This is a genomic window from Candidatus Williamhamiltonella endosymbiont of Tuberolachnus salignus (genome assembly GCF_964019775.1).
GTDB classification, from domain to species: Bacteria; Pseudomonadota; Gammaproteobacteria; order Enterobacterales; family Enterobacteriaceae; genus Hamiltonella; species Hamiltonella defendens.
In genome coordinates this window covers 1,143,355-1,162,419 of sequence record NZ_OZ026471.1, presented here as the reverse complement: position 1 = coordinate 1,162,419, position 19,065 = coordinate 1,143,355, and the positions used below count along the sequence as shown (strand labels likewise).

At 43.0% G+C, this 19,065-nt stretch carries 23 protein-coding genes and 4 pseudogenes; 16 read left to right on the top strand and 11 right to left on the bottom strand.

The features are described from left to right. Positions 1–300 precede the first annotated feature (300 nt). Together AACL23_RS05635 and AACL23_RS05630 are read right to left on the bottom strand one after the other, a co-directional pair. Positions 301–630 (bottom strand): type II toxin-antitoxin system RelE/ParE family toxin, encoded by a 330-nt coding sequence (locus tag AACL23_RS05635; RefSeq protein ID WP_100096831.1) that lies wholly within the window; start codon positions 628–630, stop codon positions 301–303. 1 nt (position 631) lies between these two features. Beyond that, positions 632–859 carry a type II toxin-antitoxin system Phd/YefM family antitoxin gene (locus AACL23_RS05630; RefSeq protein WP_015873792.1) on the bottom strand — a complete coding sequence of 76 codons (228 nt, stop codon included), beginning with the start codon at positions 857–859 and terminating at the stop codon, positions 632–634. 86 nt (positions 860–945) lie between these two features. On the opposite strand from AACL23_RS05630, the gene AACL23_RS05625 reads away from it, so the two are divergent. After that, positions 946–1,362 (top strand): DUF7146 domain-containing protein, encoded by a 417-nt coding sequence (locus tag AACL23_RS05625; protein ID WP_407079218.1) that lies wholly within the window; start codon positions 946–948, stop codon positions 1,360–1,362. Between the two features lie 1,022 nt (positions 1,363–2,384). Here the strand turns inward: AACL23_RS05625 and AACL23_RS05620 are convergent. Then, positions 2,385–3,411 (bottom strand): annotated as a pseudogene (locus AACL23_RS05620) (IS110 family transposase). 146 nt (positions 3,412–3,557) lie between these two features. Further along, positions 3,558–3,935, bottom strand: a complete 378-nt coding sequence (locus AACL23_RS05615) for a GNAT family N-acetyltransferase (protein WP_158530981.1) — start codon at positions 3,933–3,935, stop codon at positions 3,558–3,560. 248 nt (positions 3,936–4,183) lie between these two features. Between AACL23_RS05615 and AACL23_RS05610 the strand changes: the two genes are divergently transcribed. The 3 genes from AACL23_RS05610 to AACL23_RS05600 all read left to right on the top strand — a co-directional run bounded on the left by AACL23_RS05610 (position 4,184) and on the right by AACL23_RS05600 (position 5,737). Further along, positions 4,184–4,744 (top strand): recombinase family protein, encoded by a 561-nt coding sequence (locus tag AACL23_RS05610; RefSeq protein WP_100096829.1) that lies wholly within the window; start codon positions 4,184–4,186, stop codon positions 4,742–4,744. A 364-nt stretch (positions 4,745–5,108) separates the two neighbouring features. Continuing rightward, on the top strand, positions 5,109–5,345 hold the full coding sequence (locus tag AACL23_RS05605) for an antitoxin (RefSeq protein ID WP_015874453.1): 237 nt from the start codon (positions 5,109–5,111) through the stop codon (positions 5,343–5,345). Then, positions 5,342–5,737 (top strand): type II toxin-antitoxin system VapC family toxin, encoded by a 396-nt coding sequence (locus AACL23_RS05600; RefSeq protein ID WP_100096828.1) that lies wholly within the window; start codon positions 5,342–5,344, stop codon positions 5,735–5,737. The genes AACL23_RS05605 and AACL23_RS05600 overlap by 4 nt, the downstream gene beginning before the upstream one ends. A gap of 279 nt (positions 5,738–6,016) precedes the next feature. On the opposite strand, the pseudogene AACL23_RS05595 reads toward AACL23_RS05600, so the two are convergent. After that, positions 6,017–6,641: pseudogene (locus AACL23_RS05595) on the bottom strand (recombinase family protein). Between the two features lie 471 nt (positions 6,642–7,112). After that, positions 7,113–8,234, bottom strand: coding sequence for a hypothetical protein (locus tag AACL23_RS05590; protein WP_339050607.1), 1,122 nt, complete (start codon positions 8,232–8,234; stop codon positions 7,113–7,115). An 826-nt stretch (positions 8,235–9,060) separates the two neighbouring features. Between AACL23_RS05590 and parA the strand changes: the two are divergent. Together parA and AACL23_RS05580 are read left to right on the top strand one after the other, a co-directional pair. Next, positions 9,061–9,692, top strand: a pseudogene (parA, locus tag AACL23_RS05585) (ParA family partition ATPase). Beyond that, positions 9,689–9,940, top strand: coding sequence for a plasmid partition protein ParG (locus AACL23_RS05580; protein ID WP_015874449.1), 252 nt, complete (start codon positions 9,689–9,691; stop codon positions 9,938–9,940). The pseudogene parA and the gene AACL23_RS05580 overlap by 4 nt, the downstream one beginning before the upstream one ends. A 20-nt stretch (positions 9,941–9,960) precedes the next feature. On the opposite strand, the gene AACL23_RS05575 is transcribed toward AACL23_RS05580, so the two are convergent. From AACL23_RS05575 to AACL23_RS05570, 3 genes are all read right to left on the bottom strand, one after another. After that, positions 9,961–10,203, bottom strand: a complete 243-nt coding sequence (locus tag AACL23_RS05575) for a hypothetical protein (RefSeq protein ID WP_158530980.1) — start codon at positions 10,201–10,203, stop codon at positions 9,961–9,963. An 83-nt stretch (positions 10,204–10,286) separates the two neighbouring features. Continuing rightward, the gene (locus tag AACL23_RS10240) at positions 10,287–10,391 is read right to left on the bottom strand and encodes an IS3 family transposase (RefSeq protein ID WP_086935016.1); all 105 of its coding nucleotides are present in this window, start codon (positions 10,389–10,391) and stop codon (positions 10,287–10,289) included. A 56-nt stretch (positions 10,392–10,447) separates the two neighbouring features. Further along, the gene (locus AACL23_RS05570; protein ID WP_157791468.1) at positions 10,448–10,756 is read right to left on the bottom strand and encodes a DDE-type integrase/transposase/recombinase; all 309 of its coding nucleotides are present in this window, start codon (positions 10,754–10,756) and stop codon (positions 10,448–10,450) included. Here AACL23_RS05570 and AACL23_RS05565 point away from each other — a divergent pair. The 6 genes and pseudogenes from AACL23_RS05565 to AACL23_RS05540 all read left to right on the top strand — a co-directional run bounded on the left by AACL23_RS05565 (position 10,742) and on the right by AACL23_RS05540 (position 14,143). Beyond that, entirely contained in the window at positions 10,742–11,107 is a 366-nt protein-coding gene (locus tag AACL23_RS05565; protein WP_012737981.1) for a transposase, read from the top strand. The genes AACL23_RS05570 and AACL23_RS05565 overlap by 15 nt on opposite strands. Positions 11,108–11,124: 17 nt before the next feature. Beyond that, complete coding sequence (locus AACL23_RS05560; protein WP_158530960.1) at positions 11,125–11,529, top strand: transposase; 405 nt, start codon at positions 11,125–11,127, stop codon at positions 11,527–11,529. A gap of 138 nt (positions 11,530–11,667) precedes the next feature. Continuing rightward, a complete protein-coding gene (locus AACL23_RS05555; RefSeq protein ID WP_100096822.1) occupies positions 11,668–11,868 on the top strand; it encodes a hypothetical protein in 201 nt (66 codons plus the stop codon). Positions 11,869–11,879: 11 nt separating this feature from the next. Beyond that, positions 11,880–12,248: a hypothetical protein gene (locus AACL23_RS05550; RefSeq protein ID WP_234817399.1), complete on the top strand. Its 369-nt coding sequence runs from the start codon at positions 11,880–11,882 to the stop codon at positions 12,246–12,248. A 33-nt stretch (positions 12,249–12,281) separates the two neighbouring features. Then, positions 12,282–12,464 (top strand): annotated as a pseudogene (locus AACL23_RS05545) (TcpQ domain-containing protein); the annotation flags it as partial. After that, entirely contained in the window at positions 12,461–14,143 is a 1,683-nt protein-coding gene (locus tag AACL23_RS05540) for a PilN family type IVB pilus formation outer membrane protein (protein ID WP_100096821.1), read from the top strand. The pseudogene AACL23_RS05545 and the gene AACL23_RS05540, both read left to right, overlap by 4 nt. 9 nt (positions 14,144–14,152) lie before the next feature. On the opposite strand, the gene AACL23_RS05535 is transcribed toward AACL23_RS05540, so the two are convergent. Together AACL23_RS05535 and AACL23_RS05530 are read right to left on the bottom strand one after the other, a co-directional pair. Continuing rightward, positions 14,153–14,440, bottom strand: a complete 288-nt coding sequence (locus AACL23_RS05535) for a BrnA antitoxin family protein (RefSeq protein ID WP_100096820.1) — start codon at positions 14,438–14,440, stop codon at positions 14,153–14,155. After that, on the bottom strand, positions 14,415–14,693 hold the full coding sequence (locus AACL23_RS05530) for a BrnT family toxin (protein ID WP_015873100.1): 279 nt from the start codon (positions 14,691–14,693) through the stop codon (positions 14,415–14,417). The genes AACL23_RS05535 and AACL23_RS05530 overlap by 26 nt, the downstream gene beginning before the upstream one ends. Before the next feature lie 68 nt (positions 14,694–14,761). Between AACL23_RS05530 and pilO2 the strand changes: the two genes are divergently transcribed. Genes pilO2 through AACL23_RS05510 form a run of 4 tightly spaced genes read left to right on the top strand, consistent with a single transcriptional unit; the run spans position 14,762 to position 19,064 of the window. Beyond that, a complete protein-coding gene (gene pilO2, locus AACL23_RS05525; protein ID WP_339050599.1) occupies positions 14,762–16,072 on the top strand; it encodes a type 4b pilus protein PilO2 in 1,311 nt (436 codons plus the stop codon). Continuing rightward, complete coding sequence (gene pilP / locus AACL23_RS05520) at positions 16,059–16,469, top strand: type IV pilus biogenesis protein PilP (protein WP_339050597.1); 411 nt, start codon at positions 16,059–16,061, stop codon at positions 16,467–16,469. Before pilO2 ends, pilP begins: the two co-directional genes overlap by 14 nt. Continuing rightward, positions 16,466–18,040, top strand: coding sequence for a GspE/PulE family protein (locus AACL23_RS05515; protein ID WP_339050595.1), 1,575 nt, complete (start codon positions 16,466–16,468; stop codon positions 18,038–18,040). The genes pilP and AACL23_RS05515 overlap by 4 nt, the downstream gene beginning before the upstream one ends. Continuing rightward, positions 18,000–19,064: a type II secretion system F family protein gene (locus AACL23_RS05510; protein ID WP_339050593.1), complete on the top strand. Its 1,065-nt coding sequence runs from the start codon at positions 18,000–18,002 to the stop codon at positions 19,062–19,064. Before AACL23_RS05515 ends, AACL23_RS05510 begins: the two co-directional genes overlap by 41 nt. Position 19,065 lies beyond the last annotated feature (1 nt).

Genomic DNA, 19,065 nt, shown 5'->3' with positions numbered 1-19,065 from the left:
TCTCGGCCATCAACCCCACGTTAACGCAAAAGGTGTTTGCACTGGACTTGGGAAACGCAGATAGGCGTCACTTTCTCGATGGATCAGCGGGAATATGCGCATTTTCTGACAATAAAATAGAATAACCAAGAATGACACATGTAATACACTAGTATTTCATTATTTGAAATTACTGCCTATTTATCAAGGGCTAAAAAACTATCAGCTAGAAAAAATCCCAGTTCGGGAAACAGAATTTTTTGTATGCCAAGAGCATTTTTTAACCTATGACGGTCCGTCATAGATTGATTATGCGTCTAATTAAAAACTTATCATACGCTTAAATAGCAGTTGCTGAATGTCCTGCTTTTGGGACAAAACAGCATGAGCTGTAATAGTTTCATCTTCGACTGAATACAGCACACGATAACCATTTGCCGTATTACATTCACGATATTGAGCACAGCCTATTTTAAGCAATTCCGGGCACATCTGACAGCCCAGGGGGAAATCACTCACTCGTTTTTCGAATTGCTCAATAATGGCGGTGATAACCTCTTTTCGTTTCGCCTCTATACGCCGTAATAAATAACTCGAAATATCATCGATACAGATTTTGACGGTATTAGTGTATTGAAATACAACGCCCATATCATAACCCCTCGAGCAGCTGGCCTCTTGAGTAGACCTTGCCGTCAGTTTTATCTTTCTCAGAGAGGGTAAGCAGCTTCAGTAATGCGATGGCGTTTTCCCGCTCCTTTTGCACATCGTATGACTCAATCACATACGCAGGAACGCCGTTCTGTGTGACAAGAATCGGTTCTGCCAGATCAAGCGTGGCGGCGTTTTTTTTCACATAACTGATTGTTTCGACTCTCATGACAAATCCCCCCTTTTTTATAATTAAGTTTAAATTTAATCTAAATATGGTTTCAATGCAAAGTGTATCTGGACGGAATTACCTGAATGTTCAACTGGCGGCCACATTATGACAGGCGATTGAAATCTGACCCGATCGCGGTTGTTCTTGTTGGATGCGCTGGTTGCCCACCAGAAACTGAGGTGACGGAGATTGGGGAGTTCCCGTCTATCGTGTGCGCTATCCGAGTCCGAGATGTTTGGGGCAATCTGGTAACGCTCCAGCGCACATATCTCACCCAAAACGGTAAGAAGGCCAAGGTCGGCAACGCCAAGAAAATGATGCCCATTCCGGAATGTGTTCATAACGTACTGATCTGGGCTGACAAAGATAAGTCTGTAACTGGTGAGAAGTCAGCGAACGTGTTGAAAGCCAAGCTGGAGAAGCGCGGCATTCGTGTGTACCTCCTGCTGCCTAATCTCCCCAGCCTAGAGCGAAAGGGATTGACTGGAACGATGTCCTGATGAGTCAGGGAAGCCTCGGTTTCCCAAATACTCGCTACAGACGTGAACTATGCCTGTACAAAACAAGCGTTCTGGGCATTCAATCATTTTATGATTGAATGCCCAGAACGCTTGTCGGAATATTTATGAAAAACGCGCACTTACACAGAATTCCTGACAGTCTCTCAACTTTTAGGAGGCTACTTCCAATGGGTATGCTGAATATGATTTTTTGAATTTTAATTGATGAAAATTCAATTTAATTAACATTAGCTTTCAAAAATTCATGAAAGCTGACGTGGCCAGCTTTATTTCAATCCATTTCCTTAAAACTCTTTTTTATATCGTCATCACTAAAATAATCACCTAATATTTCTTTTAATTCATTTAGAGTAATAGAACCATCATATCATTGTTCTTATCATGTTTTTTAAAACGGTTTCTAATTTTTTTAAGTTCATCTTTGATTAAGATTAAGCTTTTTTATCATTTCGTTGGTTCATATTGAATGAATATTAATAGTATGTAATACAAATAATAAGATTGGCCTGTCTTTACAAAATATCAAGAAGCCTATTTGGTGTTGCTCCCTAAACCCCCAAAAGAAACATTTTCGGTTTCACCAGATAACCGGATTGGTGACTCCCCCCTCATGTTGTCTTCCCTAAAACATTTCTGCCTCAAGCTCACACAGTGACCGCATTTATTTTTTTGGGGGATACTTCAGTCTTTTTTTGGTCATAGAGGGGTCGTTTGACGAAAGGGAAATTAAAGTACTATAAGGGCTTCTATAAGGGCTTCCCCGATTAGTCAACCCCGGTTTTTTCTGTCTGGCTATCTATCACTGAAGTTAAAGGGATAAGACTGCGGTACTATAAACGGCCATGATGAATCATTATCGATTCGGACCCTGATGAAAGACGCTCGTAAGATTCTCGTTCGCTAAACGGATAATAATATCCAGTACTTTTACAGAAATGCCTCACGGGGGTCTAACCCTTTTACATCAACGCTGACAGTTCAGATAAGATATTTTTACTGAGTCAATTAAATGACTTATTGTAGAACCTGAAGTCATCACCATAAAACAGGGACGCCCAACATAAACGGGCATTTTTGGCTGCGATTGCCACAGCAGTACGCCAGTAACCTCGGCGGTTGATCAGCGAACTCACCCACTGACTGAAAGGATCTTGTTGCTTCTCCACACCAATCATGACAGAACGTGCTCCTTGGACAAGCAAGGTGCGTAAGTAGGCATCACCCGCTTTGGTGATTTTTCCCAGTCTGGATTTTCCCCCACTACTGTACTGTGACGGTGTTAAACCGAGCCAAGCTGCCAACTGACGCCCATTTTTAAAATCATGAGCAGTGCCAATTAGCAACCAGCGCACTCGCCGTTGTTGGACCCACCCCTTTGAGTTTCATCAGATTTTGGCTGCGACTATCCTGCTTAGCGATTGTTGCCAGGATGCGATCATACTCAGCAATTTTCAACTCAATGGCATCAATATGTTCTAGCAGAGTATCGATGCAATGCCGGACCCATCCTGGTAGGTTTTCCCTGTGCTCTGCAACCAGGCGGCGTAACGATTCCGTACGTTGTGGTGCAATGAAACCAAATTCAGAGACTAATCCACGAAGACGGTTATAAGATGCAGTCCGCCCTTCAATAAATCCCTGTCGGGTACGGTGCAAGCATTGCATTGACTGTTGTTCTTCATCTTTAACAGGAACAAAACGCATATGTGGCCGACGAACCGCTTCACAAATCGCCAGCGCATCCGCCGCATCATTCTTCCCGGCTTTACCTGCTAAGCGATAAGGAGAAACAAATTTAGGCGCCATGAGTCGGACGTTATGACCATACCGCGTGAATAATCTTGCCCAGTAATGTGCGCCGGAACAGGCCTCCATGCCGATCGTGCAAGGAGGTAAATTAGCCATTAGCTCTGGCAATGCGGTTCGAGGCACTTTAGGCTTAACTAGAACAGGAATACCATTTTTATCAACACCATGAACAGCAAAGACATTTTTAGCAAGGTCTATCCCAACGGTTGTAATAATCATGGTCTTCCCCTATATTCGAATTTTGGTTATCTTCCCCATAATGGCACAAAAGTGAGGACAGTAAACTTAATTTAGGGGAAGTCCCTTTCATTCGCCAAGCTTTACTGAACAACTGTAGTTGTCCAACACTTTCCTGTGGAGCTCGCTTAAAGTTTTAGCACCAGTGGATCTGCCTCGCGCCGGAAACCGGCACGCTCGTAGAATGCGTAGCTCTTGTCGCTTGGCCAGACGACCAGCAATTCCAATTGTTGAGCTTCCGCCCAGTTTTTAGCTTCAGCGAGCAGGCGCCCGCCAGTTCCTTTATTCCGAAATTCCGGCAATGTGTAAACATTTGTTAGATATCCCCATTGACCATTGATGTCGTCGGGGTGAGGAATTTTTGCCACTTTGATTATCGACAAGACTGCGACGATCTGGCTGTTACTTTCAGCTACAAAAGGCACGAATCTGCTCTGTTCTTCGATGTTCATCAGAGCGGATTGGAATGCCGCAATGAATTTTTTTCTAGCTGAAGAGTCAGTCACCGGCGAATCATCCGTGCAGAGCGGCCAGTGAGCCGATGTCCGCAGGGGTCGCCAAGCGAAACCTAAGTATATCGCCACGGCCATTCCTTTTATCAAGCATACAGTTCTCCTATTGTCAGATTGAGCTATACCCTATCCTGATGTTAGGCTCTCATCACAAAACTGTCAGAATAGAATCAAATTTTCTATTTATTGACACAAAAAAACAAAGGTTATAGAGTTATCTCTGACACTTTTGGGGATAATTAATGACGGGACAACGTATTGGCTATATTCGGGTCAGTACTTTTGACCAAAATTCAGAGCGGCAGCTCGAAGGCATCACAGTCGATCGCATTTTTACCGACAAAGCCTCGGGCAAGGATATCAAACGACCAGAATTGGAGGCATTACTCAGTTTCGCCCGTAGTGGCGATACCGTGTTGGTGCATAGCATGGATCGTCTGGCCCGTAATCTTGATGATTTACGCCGCCTCGTTCAACTGTTGACGCAACGCGGCGTCCGCATTGAGTTTGTCAAGGAACATCTTAGCTTTACCGGCGAAGACTCACCCATGGCCAATCTGATGTTATCTGTCATGGGCGCATTTGCTGAATTTGAGCGCGCCTTAATCAAAGAACGCCAGCGCGAAGGGATTGCATTAGCCAAACAGAGGGGCGCTTACCGTGGTCGAAAAAAATCACTCTCGGAGAGTGAAATGACCGAACTATATCGCCGCGTTGTTGCCGGCGATAAAAAAGCACAGGTTGCACGCGACTTGGGTATCAGTCGGGAAACGTTATATCAATATTTGAAGAGAGGAGAGTAGACCATGACGGTTTTTAAAGCAGTTGAGTCTATACATTAATTATTTAATGAGTATATTATGAATTTATCTAAATTTTTGATTTTGATTTTATTTCTTTTTTATTTTTGAATCATCAGCATCAACTCTTAAATAACCTACAAACGCTAGTGCTTCTTAAACACCTAAAAATCAGGAAATAAAAGTGATTTTTCCTCGAAATAACAACAAGCCTGAGTGTTGGAACCCCTGAGATATATTAAGAATAAACTTTCAATGAGTTTCTCTTGTCTGCCCCATGAATTGCCCACCTTAAAGATAAAATTGACAATAATAAAAAAACGTAATAACGTGTTATAACTTTATGTGCTGAGTTAAGGAACTTTTTATGTCGACATTTAATACGCGTCAATTTCGTGCAGGAAACTCACAAGCTGTACGTATCCCTGCTAAGATGGCTTTTCCGCCGCAAACAGAGTTAGTTGTTTATCGCGAAGGTAATCGTATTATCGTAGAGCCGAAAGAACGCACTCTCGGCGATATACCTCGAATATTACATACTTTAAATCAAAACTTTATAGGTAGGCGCCCTGAGTTTGAGGAAAATAAAAGGGACTGGTCATGAAAAAGTACATGTTAGATACGAATATCTGTATCTATCTCATTAAAAAATGTCCCCCCGAAATTGTGAAAAAATTCGATAATTATCGAAAGGGAGAAATCATAATTAGTGCAATCACTTGGGCTGAACTGTGTTGTGGAATTAAAAAAGAGGGTAGAGATACTGTTGAGAACTTACTATCGGTTTTGGATGTAGAACCATTTGGAATAAAACAAGCAGATAAATATGGAGAGTTAACCCATTTTTTCCCAAATCGAAAAGCAAACTTCGATAGAATGATCGCCGCTCACGCAATATCGTTGAATGTTACTCTTGTAACGAACAATATTGATGATTTTTATTCTTATACTCGTGTTGGCTTAAGCACTGAGAACTGGGTTAGCTCTCATAAATAATTTAGCATCTGGAGTCATCAGGGGGGAAGCAAGCAGTAGCAGGCTAATAAGACCCCATAGCCCGTACAGCTTTTCTCAGTCACCATTAATTCACAACGGTCAGCGCATTCATTGTGAAAGTCCCTTCGCCTCGACGAGGTAAATCTTGAATTTCAGGAGTAATAGGGATCTAACGCTCAGTGGAACGAAAACTCACGTTAGGCAAGAGTCTGTAAATTTTTTTGTGTAAATAGCCTTAACATCCCAATGATGAGAAATAGAGAACCAATGCAGACTTTTTTATCGATATAGGTTTTTTATTCGACATACCTGCGAGCAACTATAGTCAGTCACTTCAGCAGTTTCTTTAATGCTTGGTTTTTTACCTGTCTGTAGTATATACACTTTTTTGTGTCGTTCTTCGCCAGCTTGCTTACCTCGATATTTACCCAACTTATATGTGCCCGCTCAATTCCTTGATTTTGTCTCTATCGAGGGCTCAACCAGTTTTTATGTGACATTGCGGCCATCAGATCTATCAGCATATTGTTCATATCGGCAATCACGGCACGGGTGATCGGATCGTTCGGTGATGCTTCTAGATCAGACAAGGCTTGCCATGAAGTGGGGACATCCAGGCTGACAATTCGCAGCTCATGTTGCTCAATCTGCTTTTTCAGCGTCATCCCGTGTTGCTCAGTCGAGTCAAGCGGTCTATTTTTTCTACCAGTAAAATATCATTCCGATGACTGTCTATCAGTAATCGTCCTAGCTCCGGTCTGTCGAGTTTTATGCCGCTGACATTTTCCCTGTAATAGCAGGCGATTCTCTGGCCGCGTTCCTGAATAAATTACTCCAGCATCTCTTTTGCTCAATCAGCAAATTGATCTTTCGTTGATGCTCTTAAATAAGCTCTGATGAACATTTTTTCACCTTATTATCGCATTTAAGTTATTTCATAAAACATATCGCATATAGATTATGTCATTATGACCATTCATTCACTTTTTTAATTATTTCATCAGGATATACCCTTAGGCGATAACTTTTTACGTAAATATTAAACTTCAAAATAATTTAAATACTTTTATCTGTGGAATAGAATTTGTCATAACATTTTGTAGTAAATACAGAAATACGTTTTTCTGTGTTTTTTGTCCTTCGTTTTTTATTTGAGATGCTTTTAATCGTAAATACTACTTTAATTAATTACGATTTTAAGATTTATCGTAAAATGAGATTAATTTAAATGAGTGGTAAAAAAATCTAGGTGTGATTTATGGCACGAGTTATATTGGCGACGAGAAAATTAAGCCATAGAGAAACTTTATCATTATCAGAGGCGGATTTCTTCACATGTTTGATTTAATTACAACTGTAGTGGATACATGATTTTTTACCTTGCCATGCGCTGGGTTATCACATGCTTGGACATCCAATATTTCGACATGTTGAGCAGTAATCGCTCATCACTTTTAAGGTTTTCAATAAAACTGATATTGGCTATTAATGCTTTATGAACATCAAACAAATCAGCTGAGTTAACATTAATCAACTCAACATCGACGACTTTTTCTGTTTTATTTTTTTTCGTTTTAACAGTGAGTGATTTGATTATTTCACGGCCATTATCATCAAATTTTAGCTCATAAGCCATAATTTGACCGGTGATATTTTTATTTAATTTAAATAATTTCGGTTGATTTTTATCTTTATTTCCTATGAATGTATCTAAAATATATTTTAGTTCACCGGCCGATGAATGTTCATGACACTCATGATGAATCCGATTCCATGTTTTATCTCCATCAAATTTATAAAAATAAACTTTAGGGAGAGATTTTTTTTCAAAGGATTTAAGATCGTCATAATATTCATTCATAAATTTACGAAAATCGGAATAGTTATCAAATGCTTTTAAACCAAAATTGGGGTCACAGAATGACCATATATGTTTATTTTCTTCCAACTTATGCACAACGATAGACGTCGCATGATCCATTGACATAAAACTGAGATGAATGTTTTCATTCACTTTATCCGCTCTTACTGACTCCATAATATCTTTATACTTAACTTCTTCGGGCTCAAATATATCGTTTTTACGATTACGCTTCCATATTAATCCATTTTTTTTAAATGTTTCCTCATATAATAGCTTTGCCGCATCTACTTCATTTTTTCGATCTTGGATATGATAATATTCAAAATAATAGTTACTGCTATATTGTAAATTTACTAAATCTTTGATGACTGGCCCCAGAAGCTGACGGCGATAATTTCTCTGTAATCTTTTTTGGATACCTTTAATATCATTAACATCTCTTGATTCATTATCGACATAAGCATTAACTAGTTCTGTTAACCACTTCATATAAGCTTTACCCCCTCCTGGCCCATGAACATGTTCTTCTATCATGCAATAAGCAGATAAACTAACGCATAATCCTTCAAGGAATTCACGAGCTTCTTCTTTGTTACCTTGAGTTATAATCACTTCACCTATCTCAGGGATCAATTTAATCAGCTTATTTAAAAAATCATCCTAGCAAAAGTCGAATGATAATTCTTCTATCTCGTTATAACTGCCTTTTTTTTGTGATTCAGTGACATTTTCATAATTAATCGTATTTAGGGAATTTATGATTCGAGTAAAATCAGTAAGATTTGTTGTATTTTTTTGATTTTTCCCCGTTTTAGGGAAACTCAATAAACCTATATTTGGTATAAAATTTTTGAATTTTTTTATAGAAATCATTATTAATTCTCCAGTAGTGAGACCGCCGTAATTTTTGATTGTCTGTTCAGTCTCAATAATATTAAGCTCCTAAATATTTTTATATTGAGCCTTTTAGAGGAATGATTCGTGTTTTTTCAGTTTAATTGTTATGTAATTTTTATTCCTTTAATGAAAGATAAATATCAAAAACCGCTCATCTTTTATTTCACCAAAATAGAAGCCATGAAAACATCAGTAGATAACCTGAGAATTGATTTTGACTGATGCGTTATTCATTCAATTTGATGAAAAAAAGAGGGGGCATTGTATTCAAGTTAAAAGAGGCGGGCGGTTTTTAAGCGGCCAAAGAAATAGAACGGCCGGAACAAAAATCTGGGTAAAAGGCCTTAATTTTAGCCAATTAGCTTTTATGGCTAGTCTAAATTCAACTCATTGACTCGAATTTTCAACTTTAATTAGATATCTTACCAACTTATATTATCGTAAAAACAGATAGTCGTATTTCTGTTTTTCTTGACTCATGTTTTATTTTTTGTAAAAATTAAATCGCAAATACTACTTTAATGAATTGCGATTTTAAGATTTATCGTAAAGGGTATCAATTATGATTATCTCAGTTTTGAACCAGAAAGGGGGGGGGTGGGTAAAACCACGTTAAGTATTAATATTGCGGCTCAGCTCTCCTTAAATGGTAAAAGAACTCTTCTTTTGGATGCTGATCCTCAAGGAAGTTCTTTGGATTGGGCCGCTGCTCGAGATGAAGAATCCCTTTTTACCGTTGTCGGTTTACCGAGAGCCACTCTGCATAAGGAAATCAGGAAATTTGCAGAGGACTACGAACACATCATTATTGATGGCCCTCCTCGTGTTACCGAGCTTGCTCGTTCTGCGATTATGGCGGCAGACATGGTTATTATACCTGTTCAGCCCAGTCCATATGATGTGTGGGCTGCGCAGGAAGTCATTGCTCTTATCAATGAAGCTAAAATTTATAAAGAAAACATTAAATCCGTATTTGTTGTTAATCGCAAAATCGCAAATACGGCCATTGGGCGTGACGTGTGTGATGCGTTAGCGACCTATTCAACAGATGTTCTTCACTCAACTGTCACTCAAAGGGTTATTTTTGCTGAATCAGTGGCAGCTGGAAAAGCTGTTTTTGAATTAGAACCTCATAGTAGTGATGCAAAGGAAATATCTGCTTTGGTCGATGAAATTTTGGAGTTGCCATCATGAGTAATAAAAAAATAATTTTTGGCGTTAAACCAGATAGACCTGATATTGATTCATGGGTTGAGACTCGAGCTATTGAAGAAACGAAAAAAGTGCCAGAAAAAATGAAAAGACTGACTATCGATATTCCTGAAAGTTTACATAAAGCGGTTAAATCCGCTTGTGCCTTGAGGGGGACAAAAATAGCAGATGAAGTTCGTGGTTTACTTAACCACGAGTTTCGCAGTGATTTAGTGAGGCAAAGAGAGTAAGGATCTCATGTAATCAGAAATCACGGTTTTAATCCACTGCCATTTTTGCTGATAAGATAAAAGGACATTTTTTGAGATACGCGCCGCTTATATTGCTCAAACCAAGCGGATATGGCTAAAAAAATGTGATTGTTTTGCGTTCGACTCGTGCGGGCCTGACAGCGTTCTATTCCACAAGTCTGCTTGACTTCCCGATAATAAATTTCAACAGACCAGCCGGCCTCTATGACCGCAGTCACTTTGTCACGGGTTGTCTCACTCATGTTGCTGGCAACATAATCAATGCGACCGTATTGGGCCACAAACTTGAAAACAGTGCAATGGTCAAGTAAACCCGAACAAATTTTTAAGACACATTGATGAATGGTATTCGCTCAAACTCCATCGGAGAAAGATATCCGAGTACACTGTGGGGACGTTTACTATTGTAACAAGCCAAATAGTCCAGCACACCGAGCTTGGAATCATGGGGGTCTTTAAGGGCTTCTTAGTGTCAATATTCATATTTCAGAGTGCGGAAGAAGCGCTCAGTAGGGGCATTATCCCAGCACTGCCCTTGTCACTGTGGCTTGCCCGCATCCCCATGACCGACAGGTGTTGCCCGTATTCGCTACTGGTGTACTGACTGCCTCTATCTGAGTGGTAAATGAGCCCCTTATCGGGCTTTCTACGCCAATACGCCATTTGTAAAGCCGCTAAACAGAGCTCAGTCCGCCTATGTCCTGCCAGGGCCCACCCTAATATGGCACTGTTAACAAAGTTAATGTTAAGATATTCTCTGTTTTTTAGGGGGATAAAGAAATGAAAAACAGGCACTATCCGCTCAAAGAGTGTGATTTTATAAAAATCATCGAACCTCATATTATAAAATATGATAAACGTCCAGGCAGACCTGCAAGCATCAGTCATTATCAGTTTTTTTCAGCTGTTTTGTACGTATTGAGAACGGGTATCCCTTGGCGTGATGTACCTGATTTATACGGTCATTGGCATACGATTTATATGCGCTTTAAAAGATGGAGTGAAAATGGCTTGTTCTGGAACTTGCTTTATCGTTTACAACAAAAAAAGAAAATCAAAATGGACTGTACATGGGTAGACAGTACGACGGTCGCCATCCACCGACACGGCTCAGGAAGCCTTAAAAAAAGGGACCTCAATCGATAGGGCGCGGCCGAAAAGGCGTGAGCACTCAAATTCACGTGGGTCTTTCAGGCCGCTTTCTCCGGAGTGCCTGTCTATCTGAAGGACAGCGCTCCGATATGAAAGCCTTTACTGAGCTGTGGATAAAGGGAAATGGGAGGAAGGTGAGCTACATCATCGCTGATAAGGGAGTTGACTTTTTTGATGTCAGAAAATTAATCCGGGATAGTGGAAAGAGCCCTGTGATACCCCGACGAAAAGGGGCTGTTTGCACCGGCATTCAACCTAATGATAAAGAAAAATACAAAACACGCTCTGCGATTGAACGTTTCTTCTTCAGCATAAAAGAACAAAAAAGACTCGCTTTACGCTTTGATAAACTCGATATCACCTTCTTTTCTTTCTTCGCTATCGCTTGTCTTAAAGTCTTTAATTTACTTTGTTAACACTGCCATAAAACCTTTGTTAAGCGTAGACCGCCGGGCGGATTTTTATCTCCATTTAGCTAGGGGGCTTTATAAAAAAATGCGCATTTCAACGCGGTATTTCAATCTTACTGTGATTTTAAAAGGGGGGAGAAAAAAATGAAAAAACAGGACAGAGGGCAAGAACAAAAAAGACGGCGTCGTTTGATTAGGGCCGCATTCCCTCCCCAAAAAAATCCTCAGCGCTATCGTTATTTACTTCTGGTCATCCTCAAAAAAATATCTGCCCTAAAAAGAAAAATCACGGACTCAATTCAATTGACCCTGACAGCACGGCGCTCAAAAAATCGCCCATTTTGATGACCTTCCCCGTGAAAACTCTCCTTTTTTCCCTGTTGCTGTTCGGCTGTACGGGTTCCCCCACTCGCCATAATGACAATGCCCCTGCCCCATTTGTCGAGTCACAAATACAGCGGAGCAGTCAAAAGATAGCTCTGGCGCAAGAGAGACTCCAACAATCCAGTGGAATGAGGATTGAGGGGGCTCAGAATAAACACATCGCCCCCATACCCCCTCAGACACAAAAGAAGGTCTCCTTGCAAAAACCCATTTTCAATACAACAGGAAACTCTGTTGTGAAAAAGACAGAGGATATGCCCCAAAAACCTCTTCAGACAGAGAAAACCTGGCGCGCAGAGCAAGGCTCTACCCTCAAAGACACCTTGTCTTTATGGATTTAGGAAAAATGTGCCCCCGAAAAAAGGAGAGCCTGGCATCTTGTTTGGGATACCGACACCAACTACAGAATAGATGCGCCTTTATCCTTTTCTGGCACTTTCCGTGACGCCTTGAATGGAATATTTCGTTTATATGCCAAGGCCACGGTGCCCCTATTTGCAGGGATCAATACGACACAATGTCTGCTCAAAGTCGATGACCAGGAGAGACACTCATGAACAGGCCATTTTTAGCGGTTTGCATGAGCATTGCGCTCTTTCTTTCTGGCTGTGCAGTGCACCGTCGCATTGATAACGTGATGGAAGCGGCTCAAACAGATTCGGATAAGGTCAGTGCTCTACTGAAAGACGCCTCAACGGCGCGTCCCGTGGTGACATTTTATCAAGAGCAATGGATTAACCCGGTTCCCATCAAATCCGTCAATAAAGCGATCCCAGAAAAAATAAAACGTTGTCATATGACTTACAAAACGTCTCAACCTCAGACTATTTACCAGTTTGCTCAGGATGTGACACAGCAATGCGGTTTCCGGGTGAACATTTCCCCAGATGCCGCGGCATTGCTCAGCAGAGGGGCTTCTCATCTCGGCGGAAAGGGTCAAACTCAGCAGAGGGATCGGGGGCCTTCGCCCATTCCCCCGATGGATAACGACGGCATGATGCCTTTGCCCTCAATGGACATTCAGACGAGTCGCTTGAATTCAGCAACAGCCTCGATGAACAATACGATCACGGATGTCGCTTACTCTGGCAATGTGGCGGGTTTGCTGGATATGGTGACCGCCCGTTTAGGGGTCTCATGGCGGGTCAAAAATGAAGAAATCACGCTTTTTTATCTGGAAACCCGTCGTTTTAATATCGATCCGACGAATGCAAAATATGCTCTTAAGCATCATCAAAAGAGTGGTTTATCCACTCAAAGTAGCACAGGAGGCGGCGGATCGAGTAGCGGCTCAAGTACCTCCCAACAAACCGAAATGGCCAATGACCTCTACGGCGATATCCAAAAAACCGCGGAAAGCATGTTAACCCCGGGCGTGGGGCGGCTCAGTCTCAATCAAACCTCAGGGGTGGTGGTGGTGACAGATGTTCCCGAAGTGGTCAACCGCATTGGGGAGTACCTGCGAGATGAAAATATCAAGCTGTCGAAACAGGTCTTGCTTAAAGTGGTGGTGTACACCGTGCACACGGAGACGGCTGACCAGTCAGGCATTGACTGGAATATCATTTTTAAATCCTTGTCAGGAAAATACGGGATTCATGTGGCGAATGCCTTTAATGCGGGCTCGAATCTGGCCAATGGGGGGTTTGAAATTTTGCAGACGGCCACGGGGAGAGCGTCGCAATGGGCGGGGTCACAATTTTTGTTGAAAGCCTTGTCTGAGCAGGTCAAGGTATCGGATGTGAAAACACTGTCTATCATGACCACGAATCTGGCGACTGCGGGAATGCAGATTGGAAAGCAAACCACTTATTTGCGCAAAACGTCGGTCACGACGGGCAACACAACGACGGGCGCTGAGCCGGTTCAATCACTCGAACCCGGGGAAATCACCACCGGTACCAACATTAACATCATGCCAAAAATCTTAGAGGGCAATGAAAAAATGATGCTGACGATGATGATGGATATCTCCTCGCTCAATCGGCTGAGAAGAATAGAAAACAGGAACAAAACTGAAAGCATCGAAGCGCCCGATACCGACTCCCGCTCTATTCCACAACGGGTATGGCTCAAGCCTGGAGAAACGGTTCTCATGAGTGGTTTTGAACAAAATATTCAAGACGGGAGTCAACGAGGAGTCGGTTCCTCCCGCCATTTTTTATTCGGCGGAGGGATGTCAGGGAAAAGCAAGAAAGAATCTTTTGTGATCACCATCACCCCTTTATTGCGTTAAAAAAGTGGGTCAAGGTTTGACATCATGGGGAGAATGCTCTTTCAACCAGTTTTTCATCGCACAGTCCATACGAGATTGCCAGTGTTTACCTGTGGCTCGAAAGGCATCTACCACTTCCTGAGAAAGACGAATGGTTATTTTTTGCTTGGTAGGGGCTTTTTGTGGGCCTCGGATGCCGAGCGTTTTCAAAACAGAAAGGGGTAATACCTCTTCAGCGGGTCTCATCAAAGCAAAGTCTTCCTCTTTGAGTTCACGTACCTCACCTTCTTTATCAATCAAGGGTAAGTGATTTTTCATATTTAATGCCCTCTCTGGTATTGGCTTTACGAAAACTAATGACTCTGATGCCGTTTTTAATGTCAGAAAAACACAGAACGTGTAAGCGATTTTTTAAGTAACCGACAGCAAGATAGCGAACTTCGGGATAATTCTTGCGCTCATCGATAAAAAAGAAGGCCGTAGAAAAATCAAAATCCTTAACGCTATCAAAGCTCAGTCCACGTTCCAAAATATTGCGATGATTTTTCACTGCATCGTATTCAATTCTCATTTATCAAATCGTACATACAATTAAATGGTATTTCAATGTTATTTTTTGAAATACATGAGAAAAAATGTATGTCCCACGAAAAAAAACCAATACATATTGTGACTTACAACAAAAAGTCCTTCGTCGTCGGGCTTGAATGGCGGGCGATTAAAGGGGGCTTACATTTTATGAAAGAAGTGAAAGCCATTGGGAAAAGAGAACACCTGGATGTCGTCGCCATCCGGCAAAACGGATCGATTCAAGCAGGCTTCGCGCCCAAATTTTCTGTCCCACTCAAAGGAAAGTATTCGCTGGCGGTGTCATTGGTGTCCTTGATCCCCGGTAAATGGCTGGCCGTGCTCCCAGTAGAGTCAATGGAGGATCATTATATTGTGATTGCCTCCACCGGCGGGTTGGTGATGCCCTGGACCGATAAAATCGTGCATTCAGAGGCCTTGGAGCAAGAGGTGGGGGATATGACGGCCCGTTTATCCCAAGGCGAGGGGGAAGTGAAGGTGTTTGGAGACAAACGGTTTTTATGGGTGACGGATGAGAGGGATTGGTCGGACGTACTGGCCGTTAAAAATCTGAAAAAAGAATTCAGGCTTAAACCCTTGACCTGGGGACTGACCCAAAAGGAAAAGATTTGTTGGGCGTCTTTTTTTATTTTTATCCTGAGTGTGCTCTATTTTTTGAATGAATATTGGGATCATCAAGAACATAAAGCCCGTTTAATGGCAGTAGAAAAACAAAAATTAGCCGACGACATCAATAGAGCCGCTCGCTATCAATCGGCCCTGCTCAGCCTAAAGCCCCCTTGGGTAGATAAACCGTCTGTTCAACATTTTATTGAAGGATGCGACAAAAAAATACAGGACATCCCTTTGTCATTAGGCGGGTGGATCCCCGCTCAGATCACCTGTTTTCATGATAAGGCGGAACTGCTTTTTGCTCGGCTTGAGGGCTCTGCTGTGGGCGCGATGGATTTTAAATGGAGTGTGGAAAAACGCTATTCGGTGACCCCCCGCTTTAACGGAAAACAAACCGGGGCCGCCGTTTTCTTTCTTCCCATCCATGCCATACCCGAAGGCGACGACCCGTTACTGCCCCTGTCACATCAGCGTGACAAACTCATGACATTATTGCAACGACATAATCTCAGGTTCAGGTTAACGGAGGTGCCTTTTGCGGGAAAGAAAACAGACGAACAGGGCATCGACTTTCCCTTGCCGAACTGGCGGGAAATGCATTTCAGCTATGAGAGCGCGATTCCTCCGAGAATGATCTTTAAAGAGAGTGCACTCCCCGGGATGAGAATAAAAAAAATCGCCTTGCTGATCAATCAGGATAACGCCGCCATCCAATATCAGGTACAAGGGGTGATGTATGGAAAGCCATAAAGTCTTTCTTTTTTTGTTGACCCTTTTTCCCTCATTACTGAGCGCCACCTCTGACATCAACACCGTTGGTGAACTGGATGCCTTGCAAAGTCAAATCACCTGGTACAAGGCCTTGTCCGCACGCAATAAAGCCAAAGACGAGGTGGGATTGACGGGCTCGTTAGACAGGAGCCCCACGATGTCCCTCAAACCGGATCCCATTCCGCGTATCACGAAAATGATTGGCCATGGAAAAAGCCTGTCTGTGCGTTTGCGTTTTCCTGATGGCACTGAAATGACCCGAAAAAAAGGGGACGCGATCCCAGGCGGTTTTACGCTCACTCAGGTTTCATTGGATGAGGTGACTATCACCCATTTTTCGGGTAATAAAATGATGTTAACTGAGGCGACACCATGAAAGTCATTCCTTTATCGGGCGCTCATGCCGTGCCGGATGACCGTTTACCTGAAAAGTTAAATGACGCGATCTGTTTAGTGAAACGCGATGACGGCACTTTGATATTAAAAGTCGCTTTGCCTTTTATTGATTGTCTTGAAGTGATGGAGTATGAGCTCCGGTTAAAAGAAAATAACGTTCAATTCACGTTAATGCCCTGTGCGTTATCGGACATTGTCGAACTCAAAAAATCGGCGGAGTCGGACGCAGAGAATGAAGAGAACAAATCGACAAAAACCATACAAAAAAGAATCATTAAAATCCTCAGTGACGCGGTCACTCAAAGAGCCTCGGATGTGCATATCCGTCTGGAAAAAATTGTCTGCTCAGTCTATTTTCGTATCGACGGAAAGTTGGCTTATTACGAGGAATATGCGGCGGAGGAGGGCAACCGGTATGTCAATTGCCTCTACAACACGATGTGTCTTCATCAGAGTCACGCTTCGGTGTCTTACTCAGAGCCCTCCGATGCCAAAGTGAGGGAAGAATATGTGCACTCCCTGGGGCTGACCGGGGGCCGTTTTGCCAGCCGCCCCACTTCGGAAGGATTGCTGTCCGTGATCCGCTTGATAACCCGACGTGACAGGGCCTTGTCCCTGAATGAATTAGGGTTGACTGCCCCACAGGAAGCGGTTCTTGAACGGGCGATATCGAAACCGACGGGGGTGATTTTTTTTACCGGGCCGATGGGATCGGGGAAAAGTACCCTGGTTCAGGTGATCAGCGAACGGATGACGGCCAGAGACCCTGGGATCCATCTGGCCACCGTTGAAAATCCGGTCGAGTCGCCGATTAAAGGGGCGGTGCAAACCGCGTTAGGCCCCAAAGAAGAATGGTGGCAATCCGTCAAAAGCCTGATGCGGCTTGATATTAACTGTATTGTCATCGGGGAAGTGCGCGATCACCTTTCAGCCACCGCGGCGATTGAAGTGGCCCAAACGGGCCACTATGTGTTAACCACGCTGCATACGACGCATCCGGTGGATACGATTGCGCGCCTGAAAAGCTTACAGGTTGAAAACGACCTCATCAGCGATGCCGCCCTCATCACCTGTCTGGTGGGACAACGCCTCGCCCCCAAACTCTGCCCTCATTGTAAAAAACCCTATCTTGAACATAAAAATGACCTTTTGCCGGTTTTTCAGGACTTAATTGAACAATGTTGCCAACCAGAGCAGGTTTACCTGAAAAATCTCTCCGGGTGTGAACACTGTGAAGGAAAAGGGGTGAAAGGACGGGTGGGGATTTTTGAAGTCATCGAAGTCGATGCCGAATTCATGCGCCGATATCACGAGCGGGGAAAAACCCATGCCTATGACTACTGGTATCAAAAAGGCGGACAGACCTTGTGTGACAATACCCTTCGACTGATTAATGAAGGAAGGATCGATCCCGTCATGGCACATAAGGAGGTCTGTAACCTGGACCGGGATTTTTTGGTGTTCACCGAAGACATCAGAGAAAAAGCACAACATCACAGGAGAGAGTGGAGTGAACAAATTAAAACGGCTCGTGTGTCAGTGGACTTTTAACGCCGATGATCGCGCCGATATTTACGACAATTTCAGGCACTATTTGCTGGACGGCCAAAGCATTCAAAAAACCTTTGACAAGCTCATCATCAATTACACGCGCCGAGGAAAGAAACCGAATAACGAAATCGCGCAGATATTAAAAGAATGCGCGGCGCATTTTGAGGAAGGGACCCCTTTAGCAGAGGCATTAAAGGCGTGGTTTCCAGAGCAGGAAATCAGTGTCATAGAGGCGTGCCATATTGCCGGTCGTCCTGCGGATGGCTTCCAGAAAGCCATCCACATCGCGCATTCCACCGAACAATTAAAAAAGGCGATTCGGGGCGCGCTGTTGACCAGTGCTTATCTTTTTTCGTTGTCTTTGACGATTTTAACCCTCGCCTGCGTGATGCTCGTTCCGTTGCTCCTGGAATCCGTGCCCCTGGTCCAATGGAGCCTGGCTCAAAAAGGCGTGTATTATTTTTATCTTTTCCTCATTACCTATGGGGGGTGGCTCTTCATCGGATTGGTGCTGACCTGCATTCTCATTGTGTATTCTTTTCCGCGCTGGGTCGGGAAAAGGCGGTTTTATGCGGACAAATTTCCCCCGTATTCCTTTTATAAGGGAATACAGGGATCGACTTTTGTCACCAGTGTCAGTGCCTTAATGTCCTCCAACATCCCGGTTAAAAATGCGCTGATAAAAATGAGAGACCTCTCCCAATCCCCCTGGTTAATAGAAAAAATCAATGCGGCATTAGCGCGTCTCGCCGATGGGGAAGAAAATTTAGGCGCGGCGTTAGATACAGCGGGATATGAGTTCCCCAGCGAGGACGCGATCATCAAAATGCACAGTGTGTTTGAGACCTCGAATCAGGAAGGGGCGTTAGAGCGATTTGGAGAGCGATTGTTAGCAACCACCTTAATGCAGGTCGAACGGCAAGGCCATGTCATCAAATTAGTCAGTATGTTTGGGGGCGCGGCCGCGACGGTCGGCATTGTGGGCATTATGTACAGCTTGATTGAAATCGCCTTCCACTTTTAAA